The 18,589-nt window shown below is 72.3% G+C and carries 15 protein-coding genes; 5 read left to right on the top strand and 10 right to left on the bottom strand.

Annotated features, from left to right (window positions below; translation table 11 throughout):
* Nucleotides 1-162: 162 nt before the first annotated feature.
* Nucleotides 163-1,893, top strand: a complete 1,731-nt coding sequence (locus E0F75_RS28345; protein WP_229313791.1) for a VCBS repeat-containing protein — start codon at nucleotides 163-165, stop codon at nucleotides 1,891-1,893.
* Between the two features lie 209 nt (nucleotides 1,894-2,102).
* Nucleotides 2,103-3,827, top strand: coding sequence for an FG-GAP-like repeat-containing protein (locus E0F75_RS28350; protein ID WP_229313792.1), 1,725 nt, complete (start codon nucleotides 2,103-2,105; stop codon nucleotides 3,825-3,827).
* 141 nt (nucleotides 3,828-3,968) lie between these two features.
* Here E0F75_RS28350 and E0F75_RS28355 read toward each other — a convergent pair whose 3' ends face one another.
* On the bottom strand, nucleotides 3,969-4,811 hold the full coding sequence (locus E0F75_RS28355) for a trans-aconitate 2-methyltransferase (protein WP_229313793.1): 843 nt from the start codon (nucleotides 4,809-4,811) through the stop codon (nucleotides 3,969-3,971).
* 163 nt (nucleotides 4,812-4,974) lie between these two features.
* Here E0F75_RS28355 and E0F75_RS28360 point away from each other — a divergent pair, with 163 nt between their 5' ends.
* On the top strand, nucleotides 4,975-5,472 hold the full coding sequence (locus E0F75_RS28360; protein WP_030315385.1) for a MarR family winged helix-turn-helix transcriptional regulator: 498 nt from the start codon (nucleotides 4,975-4,977) through the stop codon (nucleotides 5,470-5,472).
* Here E0F75_RS28360 and E0F75_RS28365 read toward each other — a convergent pair.
* The 8 genes from E0F75_RS28365 to E0F75_RS28400 all read right to left on the bottom strand — a co-directional run bounded on the left by E0F75_RS28365 (nucleotide 5,431) and on the right by E0F75_RS28400 (nucleotide 16,460).
* The gene (locus E0F75_RS28365; RefSeq protein WP_229313794.1) at nucleotides 5,431-6,231 is read right to left on the bottom strand and encodes a response regulator transcription factor; all 801 of its coding nucleotides are present in this window, start codon (nucleotides 6,229-6,231) and stop codon (nucleotides 5,431-5,433) included. The genes E0F75_RS28360 and E0F75_RS28365 overlap by 42 nt on opposite strands.
* 301 nt (nucleotides 6,232-6,532) lie before the next feature.
* Nucleotides 6,533-7,672, bottom strand: coding sequence for a galactokinase (gene galK / locus E0F75_RS28370; RefSeq protein WP_229313795.1), 1,140 nt, complete (start codon nucleotides 7,670-7,672; stop codon nucleotides 6,533-6,535).
* Nucleotides 7,669-8,640, bottom strand: coding sequence for a UDP-glucose 4-epimerase GalE (galE, locus tag E0F75_RS28375; RefSeq protein ID WP_374115448.1), 972 nt, complete (start codon nucleotides 8,638-8,640; stop codon nucleotides 7,669-7,671). Before galE ends, galK begins: the two co-directional genes overlap by 4 nt.
* A gap of 8 nt (nucleotides 8,641-8,648) precedes the next feature.
* Nucleotides 8,649-9,692, bottom strand: a complete 1,044-nt coding sequence (galT, locus tag E0F75_RS28380) for a galactose-1-phosphate uridylyltransferase (protein ID WP_229313797.1) — start codon at nucleotides 9,690-9,692, stop codon at nucleotides 8,649-8,651.
* Between the two features lie 164 nt (nucleotides 9,693-9,856).
* Nucleotides 9,857-10,543 (bottom strand): response regulator transcription factor, encoded by a 687-nt coding sequence (locus E0F75_RS28385; RefSeq protein WP_229313871.1) that lies wholly within the window; start codon nucleotides 10,541-10,543, stop codon nucleotides 9,857-9,859.
* A 212-nt stretch (nucleotides 10,544-10,755) separates the two neighbouring features.
* On the bottom strand, nucleotides 10,756-12,636 hold the full coding sequence (locus tag E0F75_RS28390; protein WP_229313798.1) for a PQQ-binding-like beta-propeller repeat protein: 1,881 nt from the start codon (nucleotides 12,634-12,636) through the stop codon (nucleotides 10,756-10,758).
* A 13-nt stretch (nucleotides 12,637-12,649) separates the two neighbouring features.
* Nucleotides 12,650-14,542 carry a PQQ-binding-like beta-propeller repeat protein gene (locus tag E0F75_RS28395; RefSeq protein WP_229313799.1) on the bottom strand — a complete coding sequence of 631 codons (1,893 nt, stop codon included), beginning with the start codon at nucleotides 14,540-14,542 and terminating at the stop codon, nucleotides 12,650-12,652.
* A 112-nt stretch (nucleotides 14,543-14,654) separates the two neighbouring features.
* Entirely contained in the window at nucleotides 14,655-16,460 is a 1,806-nt protein-coding gene (locus E0F75_RS28400; protein ID WP_229313800.1) for an ABC-F family ATP-binding cassette domain-containing protein, read from the bottom strand.
* Between the two features lie 92 nt (nucleotides 16,461-16,552).
* Here E0F75_RS28400 and E0F75_RS28405 point away from each other — a divergent pair, with 92 nt between their 5' ends.
* Nucleotides 16,553-16,834: a CopG family transcriptional regulator gene (locus tag E0F75_RS28405; protein WP_229313801.1), complete on the top strand. Its 282-nt coding sequence runs from the start codon at nucleotides 16,553-16,555 to the stop codon at nucleotides 16,832-16,834.
* Nucleotides 16,831-17,244 (top strand): DNA-binding protein, encoded by a 414-nt coding sequence (locus E0F75_RS28410; protein ID WP_229313802.1) that lies wholly within the window; start codon nucleotides 16,831-16,833, stop codon nucleotides 17,242-17,244. Before E0F75_RS28405 ends, E0F75_RS28410 begins: the two co-directional genes overlap by 4 nt.
* Here the strand turns inward: E0F75_RS28410 and E0F75_RS28415 are convergent.
* Nucleotides 17,231-18,523: an acyltransferase gene (locus E0F75_RS28415; RefSeq protein WP_229313803.1), complete on the bottom strand. Its 1,293-nt coding sequence runs from the start codon at nucleotides 18,521-18,523 to the stop codon at nucleotides 17,231-17,233. The genes E0F75_RS28410 and E0F75_RS28415 overlap by 14 nt on opposite strands.
* Between the last annotated feature and the right edge of the window lie 66 nt (nucleotides 18,524-18,589).

Genomic DNA, 18,589 nt, shown 5'->3' on the forward strand with positions numbered 1-18,589 from the left:
GGATATTCCCCACAGGTAGACTCGCGTTCAACATCCGGGGGGTTTCCGCCGTTCGGGCGAGGTCGTCTCCGCGCGTGTCCTCACGCGCCCTGACGCCGTCCGGCGCTCGCGTGAGCCCCGACCCGGGTTCCGTCTGCACTCTGGTCCCTGGGGGGATCCATCTTGTTCTCTTCGCGTTTCACCCGTGCGCGCCGCCTGGCGGCGTGCACGGCTCTCGCCGTCTCCGCGGGCATGCTGCTCGCGACTCCCGCGTCGGCCGGTTCCCCGGCTCCGCGTCCGGGTGTCGAGACGGACCGGTCGGCCGCCGAGCAGCCGCTGATGCCGAGCACTCCCACCGCCGCGAAGACCGACGCCCGGGTGGCGGGGACCGAGGGCGCCGCCCTGGCGGGCGCCGGGCCCCGTTCCGACGTCGACGGCGACGGCCTGAGCGATCTGGTCGTCCGCGAGAGCGACGGCACGCTGTCGTTGGTCACGCAGACCGAGGCGACGGAGTTCCTCCGGACCGGCGGCAAGGACGAATTCACCAAGGACATCATCCCGATCGGCGACCAGGATCTGAACGGCGGCAGGCCGGAGATCCTGACGCTGTCGGTGCTCGGAAGCCTGGAGATGTTCGGCGACGTCTCCACGACCGAGGTCGCGCAGCGCCGCTGGACGGCCATCGGAGGCGGCTTCCACGTCTACAACAAGGTCTTCTCGCCGGGCGACGTGAACGGCGACCGCCGCGCGGACCTCATGGCCCGCGCTCACACCGGTGAACTGTTCGTGTTCCTGGCCACCGGCGACCGGACGTCGCCGTTCATGGGCCGGGTCCAGGTCGGCTCCGGCTGGCAGGTCTACGACCAGATCGTCGGCATCGGCGACAACGACGGCGACGGCAAGGGCGACGTCCTCACCCGCACGCCCGCCGGGGACGTCAGCTTCCACGGCAGCACCGGCGACGCGCTCAAGCCCTTCAAGGCTCCGAGGTCCATCGGCTTCGGCTGGGACATCTACAACCAGATCCTGCCGGTGGACGACCAGGACGGCGACGGCGACACCGAGATCTGGGCGCGCCTGAAGAGCGGCACGATGCGGGCGTACGGCGGCTCCGGCACCGGCAGCTACGACACCCGCGAGAACATCAGCGACTCCGGCGCCTGGGCCTGGGTCTCCCAGTTCGGCGGCGCGGGCAACATGCCCGCCCACGGCAAGGAGGAGATGCTCGCGATCGACAAGGCGGGCTCGCTGTACTGGTACTACGCGCGCAACAACGGACTGCTCAGCCTGCGCCAGCACCTCGACACCGGCTGGGGCGGGGCGAACATCACCAACGTCTCCTCGTTCGACCCGAACGGCGAGGCGGACCTCGTGGAGATCTGGAACGGCCGCCTGTACGTCGAGGGCAAGGACGTGGGCGGCGGCTGGAACGCCTTCAACCTGCTCGCCGGCCCCGGTGACCTGAACGGCGACGCCACGGGCGACCTGCTGGCCCGGGACCGGTCCGGCAACCTGTACCTGTACCCGACGACGCGCACCGGCACCTCGTTCCACGCCCGGACCCTGGTGAGCGGTGGGTGGCAGACGTACAACTGGTTCTTCGGCGCCGGTGACTACACCAACGACGGCCGGAGCGACCTGCTGGCCCGCACCACGACCGGCACGCTCTACCTGTTCCCGGGAACGGGTTCGCGGACCGCGCCGTTCAAGGGCCGGATCAAGCTGGGCGAGGGCTTCAACGCCTACACCAAGCTCGTCGGCACCGGCGACCTGACCGGTGACGGCAAGGGCGACTTCGTCGCGGCCACGCCCTCCGGCGACCTGTACCGCTTCGACGGCGGCGCGGCGAAGAGCTACTTCGCCCCGCGCGTCAAGATCGGTTACGGCTACCAGGCCTACAACGGCCTGTACTAGTCGTACCGCGCACCACAGGACGCGCCCCGCACCGGAACCTCGGTGCGGGGCGTTCCGCGTAGGAACCGCTGTCACCCGGGGGCGGTAAGCTCCCGAGCATCCCGGGGGGTGTTCGCCCGTCTCACGCGCTCTCTGCCGTGCGGCGGTGTCGCGGACCCCTGTTCCCGGTCCGATGACACCTGATCCCTGGGGGGGATCTCTTGCGTTCTGTGCACTTCACGCGTGCCCGCCTCGCGGCCGCGACCGCTCTCGTTCTCTCCGCGGGCATGCTGCTCGCGACCCCGGCCTCGGCCGAGCGGCCCGCACCGCCGCACCCCGCCGTCGAGAAGCCGACGGCCGGGTTCACCCCGCCGCCGCTGACGCGGCCGGTGCCCGGCGCGGCCCGTGCGGGCGACTCCGCCCGTGCCTCCGCGGCCGCCGCCGAGGGGTCCAGGGTCCCCGCTCCGCTGTCGGACTTCGACGGCGACGGAGTGAGCGACCTGATCTACCGCGGCTGGGACGGCAACGTCTACACCTCGCTGGCCGCGAGCGGGGGCGGCACCTTCAACGGGAGCCACAACGAGCCCCCGAAGGACATCATTCCGATCGGCAACCAGGACGCGGTCGGCGGCAGCCCCGAGGTCCTGATGCTCTCGGGGCAGGGCACGCTCACGATGTACGCGGACGCCACGCCCACCTCGGCGGCGTACGCGTGGCAGGGCAAGGGCTTCCAGATCTACAACAAGCTCTTCTCGCCCGGCGACGTGAACGACGACAACCTGGCGGACCTGCTCGCCCGCGACACCAGCGGCAACCTGTACCTCTTCTACGCCACCGGTAAGCGCAGCGCGCCGTTCTCGGCACGGGTGCGCCTCGGCGCCGGCTGGAACATCTACGACCAGCTCGTCGGCATCGGCGACAACAACGGCGACGGCTGGGCCGACCTGTACGCCCGCGACACCGCAGGCACCCTGTGGTTCTTCGCGGGCAGCGGCGACAAGGCCGGGCCGTTCCCGAGCCGGGTGGCCCTCGGCCCCGGCTGGAACGCCTACAACACGATCGTTCCCGTGGGCGACGACAACGGCGACGGCAACGGTGAGCTCCTCGCCCGCGACGCGAAGGGCACCTTCTGGTACTACACCGGCAAGGGCAACGGCACCCTGTCGGGCCGTACGCAGGCCAGCACGGTGGGCGGCTGGGAAGGCGTCCCGCAGTTCGGCGGGGCGAGCAACAACCCGGTCGCCGGCACCAAGGAAGGCGTCCTGGCACGCGACACGGCCGGCACGATGTTCTGGTACGGCAGCCGGACCACCGGTCTGCTCACCAAGCGCAGCCAGTACGGCGACGCGGGCGGCTGGCGCGGCGCGAACTACACGCACCTGTCCACGCTGGACCCGGACGGCTCGTCCGACATCGCGCAGATCTTCGACAACGGCCTCTACATCGACGGCGCCTACATCGGTGCGGGCTGGAACATCTACAGCGCGCTCGTCGGCCCGGGCGACCTGACCGGCGACGGCAAGGGCGACCTGCTGGCCCGTGACAGCTCCGGCGTGCTGTACCTCCACCGGGGCAACGGCCTGGGCACGGGGTTCGCGGCGCGCATCCGGATCGGCGCCGGCTGGAACGGCTACGACAGGATCCTCGGCGCCGGCGACTACACCGGCGACGGCCGCGCCGACATCCTGGCCCGGACCTCGGGCGGCGACCTCTACCTGCACACGGGCACCGGCTCCGCGGCCACGCCCTTCGCGGCGCGGCTGAAGGTCGGCTACGGCTGGAACGCGTACTCCAAGGTGCTCGCCCCGGGCGACCTGAACGCCGACGGCAAGGCCGACCTCCTGGGGGTGACCTCGGGCGGCGATCTCTACAGCTACCTGAACACCAGCCCGGGCAAGTTCACCACCCGGGCCAAGATCGGGTACGGCTTCCAGGTCTACAACGCCATGTCGTGACCCGTCGCACCGTGACGGCGTGAGCGCCGTCCCACCGCAGACGCGGGCGCCCCGCACCGGAGTTCCGGTGCGGGGCGCCCGCGTGTACGGCCCGCGTGTACGGGCCGCTCCCGCCGGGCCGCGCGTGCCGGGCCGCGCGGGTCAGTCCGGCTTGCGGGCGACGGCGAAGATCCGGCGGAACGGGAACACCGTGCCGTGCGGACCCTGGGGGTAGGCCTCGCGGAGGAGGTCACGGTACTGGCCGAGGAAGGCGTCGATCGCCTCCTGGTCGTCGCCCAGGGTGGTGAGGACGGGCCGCAGGGCCGTGCCCTTGACCCAGTCGAGGACGGGGTCCTCGCCCTGGAGCAGCTGGCAGTACGTGGTCTCCCAGACATCCGTCTCGCAGCCGAGGTCGGTGAGGCGGGTGAGGTAGTCGGAGGCGTCGAGGATGTGGACGAAACGCCGGCCCTGGTCGCCCAGGCGGCCGCGCCACTCGGGGGTCTCGCAGAGTTCGCCGAGCAGGGCGTGGCTGGGCGAGGTGAAGTTGCCGGGGACCTGGAAGGCGAGGGTGCCACCGGGCCGGAGTCCGTCGATCCAGGCGGCGAAGGACTCGGGGTGGTTGGGCACCCACTGGAGGGCTGCGTTGGAGACGATCAGGTCGTAGGGCTCGGTGGGGGTCCAGTGCGCGGCGTCGGCGGGCCGGAAGTCGATCCAGCCGCCGCCGCGGGTGGTGCCGGACCAGTCCTTCTCGGCCTGCTGCAGCATGTCGGGCGAGAGGTCGAAGCCGCTGATGTGGGCGTCGGCCCAGCGGTCGGCGAGGAGGACCGTCACGTTTCCGGGGCCACACCCGATGTCGGCGATTCGGGCCGGCCGGTCCTGTGCGGGCAGGTGCGGTATTCGGGTGAGCAGGTCGAGGAAGGGCCGTGTGCGGTGGCCCGAGTGACGGAGGTACTGCTGTGGATCCCATGTCGGCGCGGATGGTGCGGCGGATTCCACGGAATGCATGTTCGAAGCCCCCTTGCTGGAACGAGTTGCCGAAGCGGAACGGAGTTCCGGCCGGGTCCCTTCCCCACAGTCCAGGGAAATATATCTTGATTCCAAGATACTCGACATGGAGAAACTTGACCCCAAGAGACTTTATGTCAACAGACCCTCTACACTGATCGTCATGGAGGACGAGGTCGACCGACTGGTCGCAGCATGGCGCCGCGAGCGCCCCGACCTCGACGTGGAACCGCTCGAGGTGCTCAGCCGCGTCTCGCGGCTCGCCCGGCACCTCGACCGCGCCCGTCGGCTCGCCTTCTCCGAGCACCAGCTGGAGCCCTGGGAGTTCGACGTCCTCACCTCCCTGCGCCGCGCCGGAGCCCCGTACCAGCTCTCCCCCGGCCAGCTCCTCACCCAGACCCTGGTCACCTCCGGGACCATGACCAACCGCATCGACCGGCTCACCAAGAAGGGCCTCGTCGAGCGGCTCCCCGACCCCAGCGACCGGCGCGGCGTCCTGGTCCGGCTCACCCCCGAGGGCCGCGACCGCGCCGACGAGGCGCTCGCCGGGCTGCTCGCCCAGGAGCGGGCCATCCTGGCCCAGCTCTCCCGGGGCCAGCGCGGCGAACTGGCCGCGCTGCTACGCCAGCTGACCGCCCCGTTCGACAACGTCCCCGGATAGTCCGGCCCCCGAGAGTCCGGACAGCGGCACCTCGCCCAGCTGGGCCGGCCCCACCCCCGCCCGCCTGGCCAGGGCGACCGCCGCCAGGGTCGAGTGCACGCCCAGCTTCCCCAGCACGTTCTGCATATGCGTACGGACGGTGTGCGGGGACAGGAAGAGGCGCTCGGCGACGGCCTTGCGCCCCAGGCCCGCCACCATGCAGCGCAGCACCTCCCGCTCGCGCGGGGTCAGCGCCTCCACGAGCCGCTCGCTGTCCGTGCGGTGCTTGCGGGCGGCCGTCAGCTCCCGCAGGACACCCGTGAGCAGCGCGGGCGGCAGATGCGTCTCGTCCCGCAGCACCCCGCGGACCACCGCGAGGAGGCGCTGGAGCGAGCAGTCCTTCGCGACCCAGCCGGAGGCCCCGGCCTGGAGCGCCAGGGCGGCCCTGTGCGGGTCGTCCTTCTCCGCCAGGACGACGGTACGGACCGCGGGCTGAACCCTGCGCACCCCCGCGACCAGGGAGATCCCGTCGACGACGCCCTCGGCGTCGTCCGGCACCGCGCGCGCCACGGACCCCGCGGGACCGGCGCCCAGCTCGGCGTCGACGAGCAGCACGTCGAACCTGCGGCCCTCCGCGGCGCCGCGCTCCAGGCAGCGCAGGGCGGCCGGGCCGCTTCCCGCGGCGGCGACGTCGACATCGGGCTCGGCCGCGAGTGCGGCGGCCAGCGATTCGGCGAAGACGCGGTGGTCGTCCACCACGAGGACACGGATACGTGCCACGGACACCCCCAAGTGTCGAGGAACGGGAAAACCGACGCGGGCACGGCGTCGGAGGCGGGTCCGTCATCCGCGCGGCCGCCGCCGTGCGTTGACTGTTACCCCCGCTTCCGGCGCCGTACCCGACCGGGTCTCGCCCCCTGAACAGCACCGGCCCCCACCGGCGCTGCCCCTCAGAGTAGGGGCGGGGCGTCACGGCGGGGGCCGATTCACGGAACTGTCCGAAGTCGTACGGGAGTACGGGGGGTGTCAGCGGCCCCGTACGGGCCGACCGGGGCACCGTACGGGAGTGTCCGCGGGACGGTCAGAGGCGCCGCGCACCCGCCGAGGGGACGGCCGGGAAGATGCCGGGGGCCGCGTGGCCGGCCTCGGCGAAGGCCTTCTCGACGGCGGCGGCGACCGCGTCCGCCCGGTCGGCGTCGACGAGGACGACGGCGGAGCCGCCGAAGCCGCCGCCGGTCATCCGGGCACCGAGCGCCCCGGCGGCGTTCGCCGCCTCGACGACCAGGTCGAGCTCCGGGCAGGAGACCCGCAGATCGTCCCGGAGCGAGGCGTGCCCCTCGGTGAGGACGGGACCGACGGCCCGGGTGTCCCCGGCGTCGAGCAGCGCGATCGTCCGCTCCACGCGGGCGTTGTCGGTGACGACGTGCCGCACATAGCGCAGAACCGTCTCGTCGCCCAGCAGTGCGAGGGATTCGGGCAGTTGCACGACGCTCACGTCGCGCAGGGCCCGGGCTCCGAGCGCCCGCGCACCGGCTTCGCAACCGGCGCGCCGCTCGGCGTACGCGCCGTCGCCGAGCGCGTGCTTCACCCGGGTGTCGACGACGAGCAGCCGCAGCCCCTCCCGCGCCAGGTCGAAGGGGACCTGACGGTACGAGAGGTCCCGGGTGTCGAGATACAGGGCGTGGCCCTCCTCGGCGCAGGCGGAGGCCATCTGGTCCATCACCCCGCAGGGGACGCCGACGAAGGCGTTCTCGGCGCGCTGGGCGAGCCGGGCGAGCTCGGGCCGGGAGAGCCCGAGCCCGAACAGGTCGTTCAGGGCGAGCGCGGTGACGACCTCGAGGGCGGCCGACGAGGAGAGCCCGGCGCCGGTCGGCACGGTCGAGCTGAGGTGGACGTCCGCGCCGGTGACCGGGTGCCCGGCCGCGCGCAGCGCCCAGACGACGCCGGCCGGGTAGGCGGCCCAGCCGCCGCCGGAGAGCGGTTCGAGGGAGTCGACCGCGAGCTGGACGATGCCGCCGTCGATGTCGGCGGAGTGCAGGCGCAGCACCCCGTCGTCGCGGCGGGCGACGGCGGCGACGGTGGTGTGCGGCAGTGCGAGCGGCAGCACGAACCCGTCGTTGAAGTCGGTGTACTCGCCGATGAGGTTGACCCGGCCGGGGGCGGCCCAGACACCGTCGGGAGCGGCGCCGTACAGCGCCTCGAAGTCGGCGGCGACGCTCATGCGAGACCCCCCTCGTGCCGGGCCCGCGCGAAGTCCCAGGCGTCGGCGACGACGTCCGCGAGGTCCGGGCGGGACGGCGTCCAGCCGAGCCGTTCGCGGGCGGCCTCGGCGGAGGCGACGAGGACGGCGGGGTCGCCGGCCCGGCGCGGGGCGGTGATCTCCGGGATCGGGTGCCCGGTGACCTTCCGTACGGTCTCGACGACCTCGCGGACGGAGAAGCCGTTGCCGTTGCCGAGGTTGCAGATCAGGTGCTCGCCCGCGGTCATCGCGTCCAGCGCCAGGAGGTGGGCCTCGGCGAGGTCGGCGACGTGGATGTAGTCGCGGACGCAGGTGCCGTCGGGGGTCGGGTAGTCGTCGCCGTACACGGAGATCGCCTCGCGGCCGCCGAGGGCGACCTGGAGGACGAGCGGGATGAGGTGCGACTCGGGTTCGTGTCGCTCGCCGAGGGAGCCGTACGCCCCGGCGACGTTGAAGTAGCGCAGCGAGACGGCGGCGAGGCCGTGGGCGGTGCACTCCCCGCCGATCATGTGGTCGACGGCGAGCTTGCTCGCCCCGTAGGGGCTGGTGGGGGCGGTCGGCGCGGTCTCGGTGATCGGGACGGTCTCCGGCTCGCCGTAGGTCGCTGCGGTGGAGGAGAAGACCAGCCTGCGGACGCCGGCGGAGCGCATGGCGGCGAGCAGGGCCATGCTGCCGCCGACGTTGTTCTCCCAGTACTTCTCGGGCTTGGCGACGGACTCGCCGACCTGGGAGAAGGCGGCGAAGTGCAGGACGCCGTCGTAGGAGTCGTCCAGCCACCGCGCGGCGTCCTGGATGCGGCCCTCGATGAACTCGGCGCCCGCCGGGACGGCTTCGGCGAAGCCGGTGGAGAGGTCGTCGAGGACGGTGACCCGGTGGCCCCGCTCCAGGAGGTGGGCGGCGACGACGCTGCCCACGTATCCGGCCCCGCCGGTCACCAGGTACCTCTGCACTGCCTCGGTCACTTGCCTGCCACCTCTCGGAGTCGCCGGGCCGCCGACTCCGGCGGCACGTCGTTGCTGAACGCGCTCATGCCGGACTCCGTGCCCGCGAGGTACTTGAGCCTGCCGGACGTCCGGCGGACGGTGAAGAGTTCCAGGTGCAGGGCGAACTCCTCGCGGTCCGCACCGGTGAACGGCGCCTGGTGCCAGGCGGAGATGTACGGCGTCGGCGGCTCCTCCGGTCCGAAGATCCGGTCGAAGCGCCTCAAGAGTTCCAGATAGATCTGTGGGAACTCTGTGCGGGCTCCCTCGTCGAGCGCGCGCAGGTCGGGCACCCGGCGGGTCGGGTAGAGGTGGACCTCGTACGGCCAGTGGGCGGCGTAGGGCACGAAGGCGGTCCAGTGCTCGGTCTCCAGGACGATCCGCTCGGCGTCGGCGCGTTCCCTGGCGACGACGTCGTCGAAGAGGTTGCCGCCGGTGCGGGCCCGGTGCTCGGCCGCGTGCCGCTGCATGAGGGCCGTGCGGGGGGTGGCGGACGGGTAGGCGTAGATCTGCCCGTGGGGGTGGGCGAGGGTGACGCCGATCTCGGCGCCGCGGTTCTCGAAGCAGTAGACCTGCTCGACGCCGGGGCGGGCGGCGAGTTCGGTGGTGCGGTCGGTCCAGGCGTCGAGCACGAGGGCGGCCCGCTCGGGGGTGAGGTCGGCGAAGGAGGCCTCGTGGTCGGCGGTGAAGCAGACGACCTCGCAGCGGCCCGACTCCCCGGCGAGGGTGGGGAAGCGGTTCTCGAAGACGACGACCTCGTAGTCGGGGGCCGGGATCTCGCTCTGCCGTCCGTCGCCGGAGGGGCAGAGCGGGCACTCGCCGGCCGGCGGGTGGTACGTCCGGCCCTGCCGGTGCGAGGCGACGGCGACGGAGTCCCCGAGGAGCACGTCGTACCGGAGCTCGGTGGCGGAGGTGACGGGGTCGAGCGGCCGGGTGTCGACGGCGGTGCGGACGGCGTCGTCCCGGGTGTCGTAGTAGATCAGCTCGCGCCCGTCGGCGAGCGTGGTGACGGTCTTCTTCACGGGGTGCCCTCCGGCGATTCAAACATAACCACGCACAAGGAATCACATTCCAACATCACCGTCAACGGCGAAGCCCGGCCCCTCCCACGAACGAAGGGACCGGGCTTCGCCCGAACGTCGGAAAGCCCGGGCCCCGGAAGGCCCGAGCGCCGGAGGCCGGAACGTCAGAAGGACGGACCCCGCTGCACCGGCAGCGCGCGGTCGAGCAGCCCCGTACGGGCCGCGAGGGCCGCCGCCTCCAGGCGCGACCCCACCCCCAGCTTCATCAGGACCCGCTGCACATGCGTCCGGGCCGTGCTCGGCGCGATCCCCATGCCCTCCGCGATCAGCCGGGTGTCGTCCCCCTCCGCGACCCGGACGAGGACCTCCACCTCCCGCTGCGTCAGGAGCCGCAGCAGCCGCTGACCCTCGTCGTCCGGCTGCGCCGAGGGGTGCAAAAGCTCCGCGAAGGCCGACTGGAGCAGCTGCGGCGCCACCGCCGACTCCCCCGCCCTCGCCTTCACCAGGGCACGCTCGACGCCCTCGATGCGCTCGTCGTGCCGGACGTACCCCGAGGCCCCGGCGGCGAACGCCGCCGCGATCCCGCGCGGCGAGGGCACCGGGCCGAGCACCACCACGGCCACCTGCGGCCGCTCGCGCTTGATCCGTACGACCACGTCGAAGGCCCCCGGCTCGGCCGGGGCGGCCGTGCCCAGGAGACAGACCTCCGGCGCCCGGCTCACCACGAGCTCCGCCGCCCCCGCCACCGGCGCGGCCGCCGCGAGCACCCGGTGCCCACGCAGCTTCAGCGCCGAGGCGAGCGCCTCCGCGAGCAGGCGGTGATCGTCCACCACCACGAGCCGTACGCCCATCCCGGTCATCCCCCATCCTCCGGGCCGCCGTCCACCGGCCACCCCGCCCGGCAAGCTACACGCTCCCCCTCCTCACAGCCCGTCAACCTCCCTACGACCCGATCGACGACTCCGTCGCCTCGGGCCGCTGATCCGCCGCGCCCCCGCACACGCGAGAGGAGGGCCTCCCCGGTTTCCCGGGGAGGCCCTCCTCGTCTCCGTCGCGGCGCGCCTCAGCCCTTGGTGCTGTACGCCACCGCGAGGTACCGCTTGTCGTACGCCGAGTCGGACTCGCGCGTCTTGCTCACGTTCACCGGCGAGATGAAGAGCCGACCGGCCTCGTAGAGGAACTCGGCGCCGTTGATGGAGAAGCTGTTCTCCTTCTCCCGGTTCACCTTGTCCGACGGGTTCTCCAGGAGCAGGGTCTCCTTCATCGTGCCCCCGTTGATGGACACGATCTGCCCGCCCTTGTCGTACGGGGGCTCCTTGTACGCGATCAGGTCGCCCCCGTCCATGCGGAGCGGGATCAGCGTGTACTTGTCGCCCGCGTCCGCCTTCTCCGGCATCGTCCTCCCGGTGGCCAGATCGAAGGCGATCACTTCGTTCGTCTCGTCGCCGAACTCGCCGGTGGAGCCCTCGTGCTCCTCGGTCGGCACGTACAGCCGCCCGTTGCCGACGAGCACCTGCGTGCAGGACTCGACCTTGGTCGAGCGGCAGCGGGCCGCGTACTGGTCGGCGTCCGCCGTGATCTTCGCCTTCAGCTTCCCGGTCTTCTCGTCGACGGAGAAGAAGTCCGAGATGCCACTGCCGTCGCCGGCGCTGTCGCCGACGTCGGCCGCGACGACCAGCGGCTTGGTGGAGACCACGGACGCGTACTCGACGCCGGTCGGCATCCTGAACTGCGAGACCGGGGCGCCCGACATCGGGTCGAGGTTCTGGATCATCACGTACTGGGCGTCGAACGTGCCGCACTTGCGGACCGCGACGAGACCCTCGCCGCCGCCGTATCCCAGGTCGTAGCAGCCCTGGTCGTTGGCCTGCGGCTTCCAGCGCGGGTTGCCGTTGGCGACGTCGAAGGCGGCGCCGCCGTCGGCGCCGCCGGCCGCGACCGTCTTGCCGCTGAGCGTGACCTCGCCGAACCGCACCTTTCCGTCGCCCGCCGCGCCACCGGTGACAGCGGTCGACCAGACCAGCTTCCCGGTGTCGAGGTCGACCACGCCGACCTCGGTGCACTCCCGGTAGTACCGGGGCGCCACGCGCTTGGCCGCCTCGAAGAGGATCGGCACCTTGTGGTCGGCGGTCATGTACCGGGAGGCGCCGCAGACCTGACCGGTCAGCGGCAGGGTCCAGACGACCGTGCCCTTGTCGAGGTCGTAGCCGACCACCGAGTCGACGCCGGTCTTCACGAAGACCTTGTCGGTGACCCACGAGCCGGCGACGGGCGTGGTGTCGGGGACCTTGGGCACGTCGAGCTGGAACGCCGGCTTCGCCTTGGTGTTCCCGCCCGGCTTCTCCTTGCCGTCGCCACCGACGCCCTGGCTGCCACCGGTCCCGCCGTCGGCACCCTGCGAGGCGCCGCCGGTGCCCTTCGACTCGTCGGCCTTGCCACCGCCGTCACCGGAGTTGGCGTACCAGATGCCGGCGCCGATGATCAGGACGACGGCGACGACCGCCGCGATGACGATCTGGAGCTGTGCCGACAGCTTCTTGCCGCCGCCCGGCGCCGCGACAGGCGCCGCGGCCGTGGTGGGCTGCTGGTACCCGCCGTAGGGCTGCTGCTGCGGATAGCCGTACGGGGGCTGGGCCGGCTGCTGGTAGCCGGCGCCGTAGGGCTGCTGCGGCTGCGTGGGCGGCTGCGCCGGGTAGCCGTAGGGCTGCTGCGGCGGCGTCGCCGAGGGCTGTCCCCCTGGTCCCTGCGGCCCGGGAGGTGCCCCCGGCGGATAGCCGTAGCCCGGGTCCGGCGCCTGCTGCGGGTACCCGTACCCCGGGTCCTGCGGCGGCGGCGCCTGCTGCGGGTAGCCGTAACCGGGCTCCGGCTGCTGCGGCGTCGGCGCGCCGAAGCCACCCTGCGGGTCGGGGGGTTGGTTCGGCGGCGGTGGGGGTGGCTGCGTCATCGGTCCGTGTACCTCACTTGCTGAAGGCCATCATCGTCTTGACCAGCTTTTCTTCCTTGTCGTTCGACGCGGAGACGCGCCCGCTCGTCACGACGAAGGTGCCGGCGCCGTACGCGTAGCCCGGGCTGTAGAAGTTGTTCTCGACCTGGGCCGTCGACGCCGGGTGCTGGAGCACGATCTTCGGCGCACCGCCGGTGGGGGCGATCGTCGCGACGGCGCCGCCCTTGTCGTACGACGGGTCCACGTAGACCAGGACCTGGCCGCCCTCCATCCGGAGCGGGAGCATCGACTGCTCACCGGGCGCCTTGGAGCGCCACTTGGCCTTGCCGTTCTTCAGGTCGAAGGCGACGACCTCGTTGGGGGTGCCGTACGCGGTCTCGGTGGCCATGTAGAAGGTGTTCGCGTCGGCCGCGACTCCCGTGCAGCCCTGGAGGTTCTTGCCGAAGATGACGAACCCGCCGCCGCAGGAGGGGGCGAACTTGTCCTTGCCGCCCTGGATCTGCGAGCGGAGCGAACCGTTCGGGTTGAGCGCGAAGATGGTCCACTTCTTCTGCTCGCGCTGGGTGGCGGAGACGACCAGCGGGTCGATCGAGTAGACCCGGTCCACCTCCCAGTCGGTCTCCAGCTTGAAGGTCCACTTGGGCTTGCCCGTGTTCGGGTCGACCTGGCTGACGCCCTGGACCTTCTTGGTGGTGCTGCCCGACGGGCAGTCCACGGCGGCGATCAGCTTGCTGCCGCCGGCGTACGCGAAGGGCTTGCAGCCGGTCGTCGCGCCGGTGAAGAGCTGCTTGCCGTCGATCAGCGAGAAGCCGTAGGAGCTGCTGGTGCCGGAGACGGTCAGCGTGTTGCCGCTGATGGCCAGGGTGTTGTCCGAGAAGGCGAAGAGGCCCTTGGGCTTCGGTACGGCCTTCTTCCAGCCGGCCTTGCCGGTCTTCAGGTCGATCTGCTGGAGCGAGGTGCACTTGGCGCCGTCCTTGGCGCTCTCGGCGTAGGCGAAGACCATGACGCCGTTCGCCGAGGGTTCCGCGGGCGCGGCGCACAGCTCGAACGGCACGTCGACGTGCCACTTCCGGGCGCCGTCGCTCAGGTTGTAGCCGGAGACGCCCTTGTACATGGCCTTGACGACGGTGTCGCCGACGATCCACGGGCCGAGCACGTCGGCGCCGTTGCGGGGCAGGTCGACGTCGTTCTGGAGCAGCCAGTTGACCTTGGCCTCGCCGGCCTGGCGGCCGGCGTTGAGGTCGTCGTCGCCGCCCTTGGATCCGTCGCCCGAGCCGTCGCCCTTGTCCACCGACTCGGTGGGCTTGGGGGCGTTGGAGGAGGAGCTGGCGGTGGCGGTCGGACCGGCGATCGGGTCCTTGTCGTCGTCTCCGCCGACGACGGCCCAGGTGGTGACGGCGGCCACCAGGACGGCCCCTGCGGCGACGGCGGCGACGAGACCGGTGCGGCCCTTGAGGCCGCCGCCGGAGGGCGGCGGGGTGGGGGCGCCCTGGTACATCGGCTGGGTGGGGTACCCGCCGTAGGGGTTCTGCTGCTGCTGGCCGTACGGTCCCGGCTGCTGCGGCTGGCCGTAGCCGGGCTGCTGGCCCTGCTGCGGGTAGCCGTACGGCTGCTGCGGGGGCTGCTGGCCGTACGGTCCGGGCTGGCCCGGCTGGCCCGGCTGGCCGTACGGACCCGGCTGACCGGGCTGGCCCTGCTGCGGGTATCCGTAACCGGGCTGCGGCTGCTGGCCGTACGGTCCGGGCGCGGCGGGCGGCGCCGGGGGCACGCCGGGCGGGCCGGCGGGCGGCGGCGGAGTCTGCGGTGGGACGGGCGGCACGGGCGGCGTGCCCTGGTGCGGGCCCTGGTTCGGATCCTGGGGAGCTCCGAAGCCCCCCGGCGGCTGGTTGCTGGGCGGCTGGGTCATCAGCAGTTCCCCCTTGACGTGAGCGGGTTTTCTTTCTACCACTCGCGCCCCGGCGCAAAAGCGACCGGTCCGCCCCTTGTACCCAAGGGAGGACCGGCCTGTGATGCCCTTGTTATGCGTCCTCGGCCAGTTCGAGCCAGCGCATCTCCAATTCCTCGCGTTCGCCCGCGAGTTCCCGGAGCTCCGCGTCGAGCTTCGCCACGAGTTCGAAATCGGTGGCGTTCTCGGCGATCCGCGCGTGCAGCTTGCCCTCCTTGTCGGAGAGCTTGTCGAGCTGTCGCTCGACCTTCTGCAGCTCCTTCTTGGCGGCGCGGCTGTCGGCCGCTGAGACGCCCGGCTTCGCCTGCGCGGGCGCGGCGGCGGGCGTCGGGACGGCCGCCTCGATCATCTTCCGGCGCCGCTCCAGGTACTCGTCGATGCCGCGGGGCAGCATCCGCAGGGTCTGGTCACCGAGCAGCGCGAGCGTCCGGTCGGTGGTGCGCTCGATGAAGAACCGGTCGTGGGAGATGACGACCATGGAGCCCGGCCAGCCGTCGAGGAGGTCCTCCAGCTGGGTGAGGGTCTCGATGTCGAGGTCGTTGGTGGGCTCGTCGAGGAAGAGGACGTTCGGCTCGTCCATCAGCAGGCGGAGCAGCTGGAGGCGGCGGCGCTCACCGCCGGAGAGGTCGCCGACGGGCGTCCACTGCTTCTCCTTGGAGAAGCCGAACTGCTCGCAGAGCTGCCCGGCGGTCATCTCGCGGCCCTTGCCGAGGTCGACCCGGTCGCGGATCTGCTGGACGGCCTCCAGGACCCGCAGGGTGCCGGGGAGTTCGGTGACGTCCTGCGAGAGGTAGGCGAGCCGGACGGTCTTGCCGACGGTGACGCTGCCGGCCGCGGGCTGGATCTCGCCCTGGCTGACGGCGGCGTCGGCGAGTGCGCGCAGGAGTGAGGTCTTGCCCGCGCCGTTGACGCCGACGAGGCCGATGCGGTCGCCGGGGCCCAGCTGCCAGGTGAGGTGCTGGAGAAGGGTCTTCGGACCGGCGGTGACGGTCACGTCCTCCATGTCGAACACCGTCTTGCCGAGCCGGGCGTTGGCGAACTTCATCAGCTCGGACGTGTCGCGCGGCGGCGGCACGTCGGCGATCAGCTCGTTGGCGGCCTCGATGCGGTAGCGGGGCTTGGACGTACGGGCGGGGGCGCCGCGCCGCAGCCAGGCCAGCTCCTTGCGCATCAGGTTCTGCCGCTTGGACTCCTCCGTGGCGGCGATGCGCTCGCGCTCGGCGCGGGCGAAGACGTAGTCGGAGTAGCCGCCCTCGTACTCGTGGACGTCACCGCGCTGCACGTCCCACATGCGGGTGCAGACCTGGTCGAGGAACCAGCGGTCGTGGGTGACGCAGACGAGCGCGGAGCGGCGCTCCTGGAGGTGCTTGGCGAGCCAGGCGATGCCCTCGACGTCGAGGTGGTTGGTGGGCTCGTCGAGGACGAGCAGGTCCTGGTCGTCGATGAGGAGCTTGGCGAGCGCGATGCGGCGGCGCTCACCGCCGGAGAGCGGGCCGATGACGGTGTCGAGGCCGTTCTCGAAGCCGGGCAGGTCGAGCCCGCCGAAGAGCCCGGTGAGCACGTCGCGGATCTTGGCGCTGCCGGCCCACTCGTGGTCGGCCATGACACCGATGACCTCGTGCCGGATGGTGGCCTTCGGGTCGAGCGAGTCGTGCTGGGTGAGCACGCCGAGGCGCAGCCCGCCGCTGTGGGTGACGCGGCCGGTGTCGGCCTCCTCCAGCCTGGCGAGCATCCGGATGAGGGTGGTCTTGCCGTCGCCGTTGCGGCCCACGACGCCGATCCGGTCGCCCTCGGAGACGCCGAGCGAGACGCCGTCGAGCAGTGCACGGGTGCCGTACACCTTGCTGACAGCCTCGACATTGACCAGATTGACGGCCACTTTGACTCCTGTACCGGGGATCGATCGATCTCCCAGAGTACGTTGCCGCGTACGCCGCGCCGACGGGTAGTACCGGCGGTAGCATGAGTGGCATGAGTGAGCCTACTCAGAAGTACTCGATCAGCATGCCGCGCGACATCGCGGAGGCCGCACGGGCCCGCAGCGGACCCTCGGGACTCTCGGCCTACGTGGCGGCTGCGGTCGCCCGGCAGATCGAGCGCGACGACCTCAACGAACTCATCGCGGTGGCCGAGGCCGAGCACGGGCCGGTCACGGACGCGGAGATCCAGGCACGACGCGAGCAGCTGCACCGGGCCCGCGCGCAGCAGGGCGGCCCGGAAACGAGTGGGGCGAGTGGGGCGAGTGCGGCGTGACGCGCCTCGGGGCCGCTCCTGGCGGCACGCTGGTCCTCGACGGTGAGGGGCTGGCCAAGGCCGTACTGCGTGACCGCGAGGTGACCACCTGGCTCACGCTGGCCGGCGCGGACGATCTGCGCGTCGTGACGAGCGCCGCCACTCTGGTGGAGGTGATGCACCCGCGCATCAATCGCGCGGCCCTGGAATGGACCCTGTCCCGCCTCGTCGTCGAACCCGTGACGGACGCCGTCGCGCGTCGCGCGGCGGCCCTCCTCGCCGAGAACGGGCTGCACGGCCGCAAGCACGCCATCGGCGCGGTGGTCGCCGCGACGGCCCTCGCGGCACCGGGCCCCGTCTCCGTGCTCACCTCGGACCCGGAGGACCTCATCGTCCTCTGCGGCGGCCGGGCGACCGTCATCGCGATCTGATCCGCCCCGCCCGCTCCACCAGGAGCCAGCCCACGAGGGCGAGGCCCACGGCCGCCGGGGCCGTGACCGGGACGGCTATCAACGTGGCCGAGTGACCGTCGAGGAGTCCCGCGAAGCCGGTCAGGGAGAGGCCCAGGACACCGAAGAGCGCGAGCGTGATGCCGACCGCCGCCACCGGGCCGCCCTCGCCGGTCGCCGGGGCCGCCGGGACCGGGGCCTCGAAGCGACGGAAGGCGGCCACGAGCAGCGCCGTGAGGAGGCCCGCCGCGAGGAAGCGGAGGGGGACCTGCGCCCACCAGGCGCCCGTCGCCGGGGCGGGCAGCTCGGCACCGAGGCCGAGCATCGCCCCGTACACCCCGAGCATCGCCGTCAGGTGCCAGAGGAACGCCGTCATCGCGATCCCGTTCGCGGCGACCACCGCCCGCCACACCGAGGCGCGGGCCACGAGCCGCGCCCCGGGGCCCCGGAGCAGCTCGACCGCGCCGACCAGCCACAGGCCGTGGCAGAGCAGGGCGAGGGTCGGCGGGGCCATGTTGGACACCTTCTCGCCGGGCAGCCCCACCATCGACAGCGGGTACGGCCCCAGGGCGACGAGCGCGGTCGCACCGAGCAGGCCCGCGCCGGCGAGCAGGGCGGGGCGGCGGATCATGCCGTCGGCGCGGAGGAACCCGAGCTGGTGGACCGCCAGCCACACGAAGGCGAAGTTCAGGAACTCGACGAACGGCACGTCCGCCGCGAACCGCAGCACGTCCACCGCGACCGCGCCGCCCGCGAGCGCCGCGAACGCGCCCCAGCCCCAGCGCTCGTGCAGCCGCAGCAGCGGCGGGGTGAACGCGACCATCGCCAGATAGATCCCGATGAACCAGAGCGGCTGGGTGACCAGCCGCAGTGCGACCCCGGTGAGGCCCTCGTCCGCCCCCGACAGCTGGAGGACGAGCGCGGCGGCGCCCCATACGCCGACGAAGACCATCGTCGGCCGCAGCAGCCGCTGGAGCCGGGCCCGCAGGAAGGCCGCGTACTGCGGGCGGGAGCGGTGGGCGAGGGCGTGGGAGAAGCCGCCGACGAAGAAGAACACCGGCATCACCTGGAACAGCCAGGTCACCACCTGGAGTTCGGGCACGACGGCGAGCAGATTGCCGACCTGCCCGTCGGTGGTGACGGCCGCCATCAGCCAGTGCCCGAGCACGACGACGGCGAGCGAGGCGACCCGGAGCAGATCGACGTACCGGTCCCGGCTCGCCGGCGTTGCGGCGGCGAGCTCACGCGCGCTGATTCCCATGCCCGTACGGTCCCGCGGGCGGCCCTGCGGCCGACAGGGCGCTGATACTCAACCGGCGTGTGAGTA

Source organism: Streptomyces sp. CB02980 (genome assembly GCF_014451325.2).
In the GTDB taxonomy this organism is placed as follows: Bacteria; Actinomycetota; Actinomycetes; order Streptomycetales; family Streptomycetaceae; genus Streptomyces.

Coding starts and splice junctions, on each gene's coding strand:
- E0F75_RS28355 (WP_229313793.1), bottom strand. CDS start 4,811: ATGCATTCCGTGGAATCCGCCGCACCATCCGCGCCGACATGGGATCCA.
- E0F75_RS28360 (WP_030315385.1), top strand. CDS start 4,975: ATGGAGGACGAGGTCGACCGACTGGTCGCAGCATGGCGCCGCGAGCGC.
- galK (WP_229313795.1), bottom strand. CDS start 7,672: ATGAGCGTCGCCGCCGACTTCGAGGCGCTGTACGGCGCCGCTCCCGAC.
- E0F75_RS28385 (WP_229313871.1), bottom strand. CDS start 10,543: ATGGGCGTACGGCTCGTGGTGGTGGACGATCACCGCCTGCTCGCGGAG.
- E0F75_RS28390 (WP_229313798.1), bottom strand. CDS start 12,636: ATGACGCAGCCACCCCCACCGCCGCCGAACCAACCCCCCGACCCGCAG.
- E0F75_RS28395 (WP_229313799.1), bottom strand. CDS start 14,542: ATGACCCAGCCGCCCAGCAACCAGCCGCCGGGGGGCTTCGGAGCTCCC.
- E0F75_RS28405 (WP_229313801.1), top strand. CDS start 16,553: ATGAGTGAGCCTACTCAGAAGTACTCGATCAGCATGCCGCGCGACATC.
- E0F75_RS28415 (WP_229313803.1), bottom strand. CDS start 18,523: ATGGGAATCAGCGCGCGTGAGCTCGCCGCCGCAACGCCGGCGAGCCGG.